The organism is Streptomyces otsuchiensis (genome assembly GCF_004305975.1).
Classification (GTDB): domain Bacteria; phylum Actinomycetota; class Actinomycetes; order Streptomycetales; family Streptomycetaceae; genus Streptomyces; species Streptomyces otsuchiensis.
The window spans coordinates 1-5,081 of sequence record NZ_BHZI01000353.1 but is presented as its reverse complement, the minus strand read 5'-3'; the positions used below and the strand labels follow the sequence as shown (position 1 = coordinate 5,081).

The 5,081-nt window shown below is 74.5% G+C and carries 3 protein-coding genes; all 3 read right to left on the bottom strand.

The window, feature by feature from the left end; genetic code table 11:
- The coding region (locus tag E0D90_RS23390) for a GGDEF domain-containing protein (RefSeq protein WP_157996927.1) at positions 1-1,459 on the bottom strand (1,459 nt) is incomplete at its 3' end.
- A 219-nt stretch (positions 1,460-1,678) separates the two neighbouring features.
- Positions 1,679-3,925: an NAD-dependent DNA ligase LigA gene (gene ligA, locus E0D90_RS23385; RefSeq protein WP_438827439.1), complete on the bottom strand. Its 2,247-nt coding sequence runs from the start codon at positions 3,923-3,925 to the stop codon at positions 1,679-1,681.
- 14 nt (positions 3,926-3,939) lie between these two features.
- On the bottom strand, positions 3,940-4,977 hold the full coding sequence (locus E0D90_RS23380; protein WP_103529396.1) for a methionine synthase: 1,038 nt from the start codon (positions 4,975-4,977) through the stop codon (positions 3,940-3,942).
- Positions 4,978-5,081 lie beyond the last annotated feature (104 nt).

Genomic DNA, 5,081 nt, shown 5'->3' with positions numbered 1-5,081 from the left:
AGCGGTGCCGGGACGGCGCCGGGACCGCCGGTGGCCGCGCGGGCATCGGGGGCGCGACCGGGGTTGGAGGAAGGGCCGGGGACGGGAACGGTCCGTCGATCGGCACGGGGCCGGGCTGCCTCCGTACCGGTTCACGCTGGGCGTGGATGTCGCCGGCGGCTCCGGCCGGCGCGAACGCCACCGAGGGGAACTCCGCCGGCCCGGACACCGCCGGGCCGGGGCGGGCGGGACCTTCGGCCCCGGCCCTGCCGCCGTCCTGACCGCCGGGCCGGGCAAGGCAGCTGTCCACAGGACGGTCCGTGCTGTGGTCGGGGAAGACGGTCACACCCGCGCTGGCCTCGACCACCAGCGTGATCCCGTCCAGCTCGAGCGGAACCGCGAGGGCGGCCACCACCTCCCGCGCGACGCGCTGCGCCGCACCCACCGACGCGACGCGCGGCAGCAGCACGGCGAACTCGTCGCCGCCCAGCCGCGCCGTCTCGGCCGTCGCGGGCACCGCGCGCGCCATCCGCTCCGCGATCCGCAACAGCAGCCGGTCGCCGGTGAGATGACCGAGGGTGTCGTTGACCGAGCGGAAGCGATCGAGGTCGATCAGGATGAGCGCGCACCGGCCGCCGTCGCGTTCGGCCGCGCGGAGCGCCGTGCGGACGCGTTCGAGCAGCCACCGGCGGTTGGGCAGACCGGTCAAGGGGTCGAGCAGCTGGTCGACGGCGCGGGCGCGCGCGATCCAGAGCGTGGAGTCGAGGGCGATCAGGGGCAGCGCGAACAGCGGGAGCATGAGCGGCGTGTGTACCGCCACCACCACGATCAGCGGGGCGATGCCGAGCAGTGAGACGGCGAGCAGGCACTGGCGCGACAGCGCGGCGCGGGCCCGCGTGGGGAGTGCCCCCGGTGGTGCGAGGCACCACCACAGCAGCAGCCGGTCGACCAGGAGGTAGACGCAGGCGGCGGCGAGCAGTTCGGGCAGCGTGTCGGGGCGCCACTGCGCCGGTTCCCAGGGGTCGCTGACGGTGGGCCGGGTCCCGAACAGCGCGAGGACCAGCGCGGCGGCACCGATGCCGAGCAGGTCGCAGGCTCCGTGCAGCGCGGCCTGCCCCCGGCTGCCGCGCCGCGCGGCGCCGGTGAGGGTGACCAGCGTGAGACTGACCAGCGCGGCGGGGACCCAGCCGTGCAGGAGCAGCACGGCGAGGGTGAGGGCGGCACCGGAGCCGCTGCCGCCCCACCAGCGTTCGCGCCCCATCGCCAGCAGATGCGCGCCCATCACCGCGGTGAGGAGGGCCAGCCCCCAGCCGGCGGCTCCGGTGGGGAACAGGGCGTGGCCGCCGTCGGCGACCCGTACCACACCGGCGACGAGCAGGGCCGTCGCGCCGCCGAGTACCAGGGGGCGGGCGGGGTGGCTCAGGGCTCGGGCGCCACGGCGCGGCGCTCCGGCGGGAGACCCCGCGTGAGCCGACTGCATGCGCGCCTCTCCTTCGGTCGGAGACCGGCGCGGCCGCGGGGTTCCGCCGGGGTGTGCCCGCGGCCCCCTCAGGCGGGGTCCGCCGCGGGTGTGCGCTGTCCCTGCCGTCCGTACCTGGTCGTCGGGTATGGCATCCCCGCTTCGGGGGTCACTTCACACCGACCGTTCGGGTGGCCGCGCCGGGGCCGTTCGAGCCCGCGGCCCGGCCCGCCCTCGCGCTCACTCCCCCTCGGTGCTCCCCTCGGCGGGAGGCTCCGCCGAGGGCTGCCCCTCGCTCGCCTGCTCCGGCGTGGCGGGCTCCTCCGGCGCGTTGGTGGCGACCAGGCGCGCAGCGTCGGGCCCCTCGGCGAGCAGCACCTCGAACCCGGCGTCGTCGAGCACCGGCACCTTCAGCTGCAGGGCCTTGTCGTACTTGGAGCCGGGGTTCTCGCCGACCACGACGAACGCGGTCTTCTTGGAGACGGAGCCTGAGACCTTGGCACCGAGGTTCTGCAACGCCTCCTTGGCGCCGTCACGGGTGTGGTCGGCGAGGGTGCCGGTGACGACGAGGGTCATGCCGTCCAGCGGGCGTGGCCCGGTCTCCTCGGCCTCCTCGTCGACCATCCGGACGCCGGCGGCTCGCCAGCGCTCGATGATCTCGCGGTGCCACTCCTCCGCGAACCACGCCTTGAGAGAGGCGGCGATGGTCGGCCCGACGCCCTCGGTCGCCGACAGCTCCTCCTCGGTCGCCTCCGCGATCCGGTCGATCGAACGGAACCCGCGGGCCAGCGCCTCGGCGGCGACCGGACCGACGTGACGGATGGACAGGCCGGTCAGGACACGGGCCAGCGGCCGTTCCTTGGCCGCCTGGATGGCCTCCAGCATGCCCAGGGCGTTCTTCTTCGCCTCGCCCTTCTGGTTGGCGAAGAAGGTGACGACCTTGGGCTCGCCGGTCTCCGGGTCGCGCTTGGGCAGACCGGAGTCCTGGTCCAGGACGTAGGAGCGGATCGGCAGCAACTGCTCGATGCGGAGGTCGAAGAGGCCGCCCTCGTCCCTCAGGGGCGGCCGGCCGGGCTCCAGCGGCTGGGTCAGGGCGGTCGCCGCGACGTAGCCGAAGTGGTCGATGTCCAGGGCCTTGCGGCCGGCGAGGTAGTAGACGCGTTCCCGCAGCTGGGCCGGGCAGGAACGGGCGTTGGGGCAGCGCTGATCGATGTCTCCCTCCTTCATCGACTTCAGCTCGGTGCCGCACTCCGGGCAGTGCGTCGGCATCTCGAACTCCCGCTCGGTGCCGTCGCGGAGATCGGCCACGGGGCCGAGGATCTCCGGGATGACGTCTCCCGCCTTGCGCAGCGCGACGGTGTCGCCGATCAGCACTCCCTTGCGCTTGACCACGTCGCGGTTGTGGAGGGTGGCGAACTCCACCTCCGAGCCGGCGACGGTCACGGGCTCGACCACGGCGTAGGGGGTCACCCGGCCGGTGCGCCCGACGCCGACACGGATGTCCAGCAGGCGGGTGTTGACCTCCTCCGGGGGGTACTTCCAGGCGATGGCCCAGCGCGGCGCGCGGGAGGTGGAGCCGAGCCGCCCCTGGAGCGGGATCTCGTCGATCTTGACGACGACGCCGTCGATCTCGTGCTCGACCGACTGCCGGTTCTCGCCGTAGTACGCGATGAACTCCCGGACCTCCGCGAGGCTGTCGACGGGCCGGGCCGCCGGTGAGGTGGGCAGCCCCCAGCCCCGCAGCAGTTCGTAGCCGTGCGAGAGCCGGTCCAGTGTGAGCCCCTGGTGGGCACCGATGCCGTGGACCACCATGCGCAGCGACCGGCCCGCCGTGACCTTGGGGTCCTTCTGGCGGAGCGAGCCGGCGGCGGCGTTCCGGGGGTTGGCGAACGGCTTCTCGCCCGCCTCGACCAGTCCGGCGTTCAGTTCCTCGAAGCGCTCCATCGGGAAGAAGACCTCGCCGCGGACCTCGACCAGCTCGGGGGCGTCCTCGCCCTGGAGGCGGTGCGGGATGCCGTCGATGGTGCGGGCGTTGGGTGTGATGTCCTCGCCGGTGCGGCCGTCGCCCCGGGTGGCTGCGCGGGTCAGCAGGCCGCGCTCGTAGGTGAGGTTGACCGCGAGGCCGTCGATCTTCAGCTCGCAGAGGTAGCGGTAGGGAATGGAGTCCAGTTCCTCCGCCACGCGTGCCGCCCACGCGTCGAGCTCCTCGTCGTCGAAGGCGTTGTCGAGCGAGAGCATCCGCTCGCGGTGGTCGACCGCCGTGAACTCGGTGCGGTAGGCGCCGGCGACCCGCTGGGTCGGGGAGTCCGGGGTACGCAGCTCGGGGAACTCCTCCTCCAGCTGCTGGAGCTGACGCATCAGGACGTCGAACTCGGCGTCGCTGATCGTCGGTGTGCGGACGTAGTAGCGGAAGCGGTGCTCCTCGATCCGCTCGGCGAGTCGGGCGTGCCGCTCGCGTGCCTCGGCGGGCGGTCCCTGCTCTTCCACCGTCTGGTCTCCCGTCACTCTGGGTTGTCGGCGAGGGATCGGGCCGCTCGGGCACAGTGCGTGAGGGCGGCCCTGCTGTACGCCGGGGAGGCGCCCGCGAGACCGCACGCCGGGGTGACCACCACCGTCTCCGCGAGGAGCGCCGGTGACAGCCCCAGCCTGCGCCAAAGCGACCTGACGCCACTGACGGTACCGGGAGGGTCGGACAATTCCCGGGGGTCCGCGCCGTCGCCCGGGATGACGCCCGCGAAGAGGGTGGTGCCCGCCTCGACGGTCTCCCCGATCGCGTCGTACGCACCCTCGGTGATGAGCGAGAGGTCGAAGGAGACCGCGGCGACGCCCGCCCGGCGCAGCAGCGCGAACGGCACGTCGGGCGCGCAGGAGTGGACGACGACGGGGGCGTCCCCGGCCGCCCGGACCAGGGTGCGCAGCGTCTCCTCCACCACCGCGCGGTCCACGGAGCGATAGGTGCGGTAGCCGCTGGCGGTGGCGACGCGCCCGCCCAGGACGGCGGTGAGCGAGGGTTCGTCGAGCTGCAGCACGGGGCTGGCGCCGGGGACGCGGCGGCGCACGGAGTCGAGGAGGTCCCGCGTGCTCTCGGCCAGCGAGGCGGCGAGGTCGCGGCGCGCCCCGGCGTCGCCGAGCATCGCTTCTCCGTTGCGGCGTTGCAGGGAGGCGGCGAGCGTCCACGGTCCGGTCACCGAGACCTTGAGTGCCCCCTGGTAGCCCTGGGAGAACTCCTCCACGGCGTCGAGGTCCTCGCCGAGCCAGGAGCGGGCACGGCGGGTGTCGCGGCCCGGCCGGTCGGCGATGCGCCAGCCGCTGGGCTCCAGTTGGACGTAGAGCTCGGTGAGGAGCCCGGCGGTGCGGCCGATGAGGTCGGCGCCGGGCCCGCGGGCGGGCAGTTCCGGGAGGAAGAGCAGTGTCTCCAGGGCTCCGGCCGCGGTGCGGGCGGCCTCGCGGGCGTCGGTTCCGGGCATGGAGCCGACGCCGGTCGCGGCCGCCGGGCCCCAGGGGCGCGTGCTGTGGGGGTCGGTCACCTTCTCTGTCACCCGGGAAGCGTACGGTCCCCGGCGCGGTGTCCCGCACCGGCCCGGCGCCGCACGGCGGGGGCACGCGGCGGCGCGTGGGGCGGAGCCGGGGACCGTACGGGGCG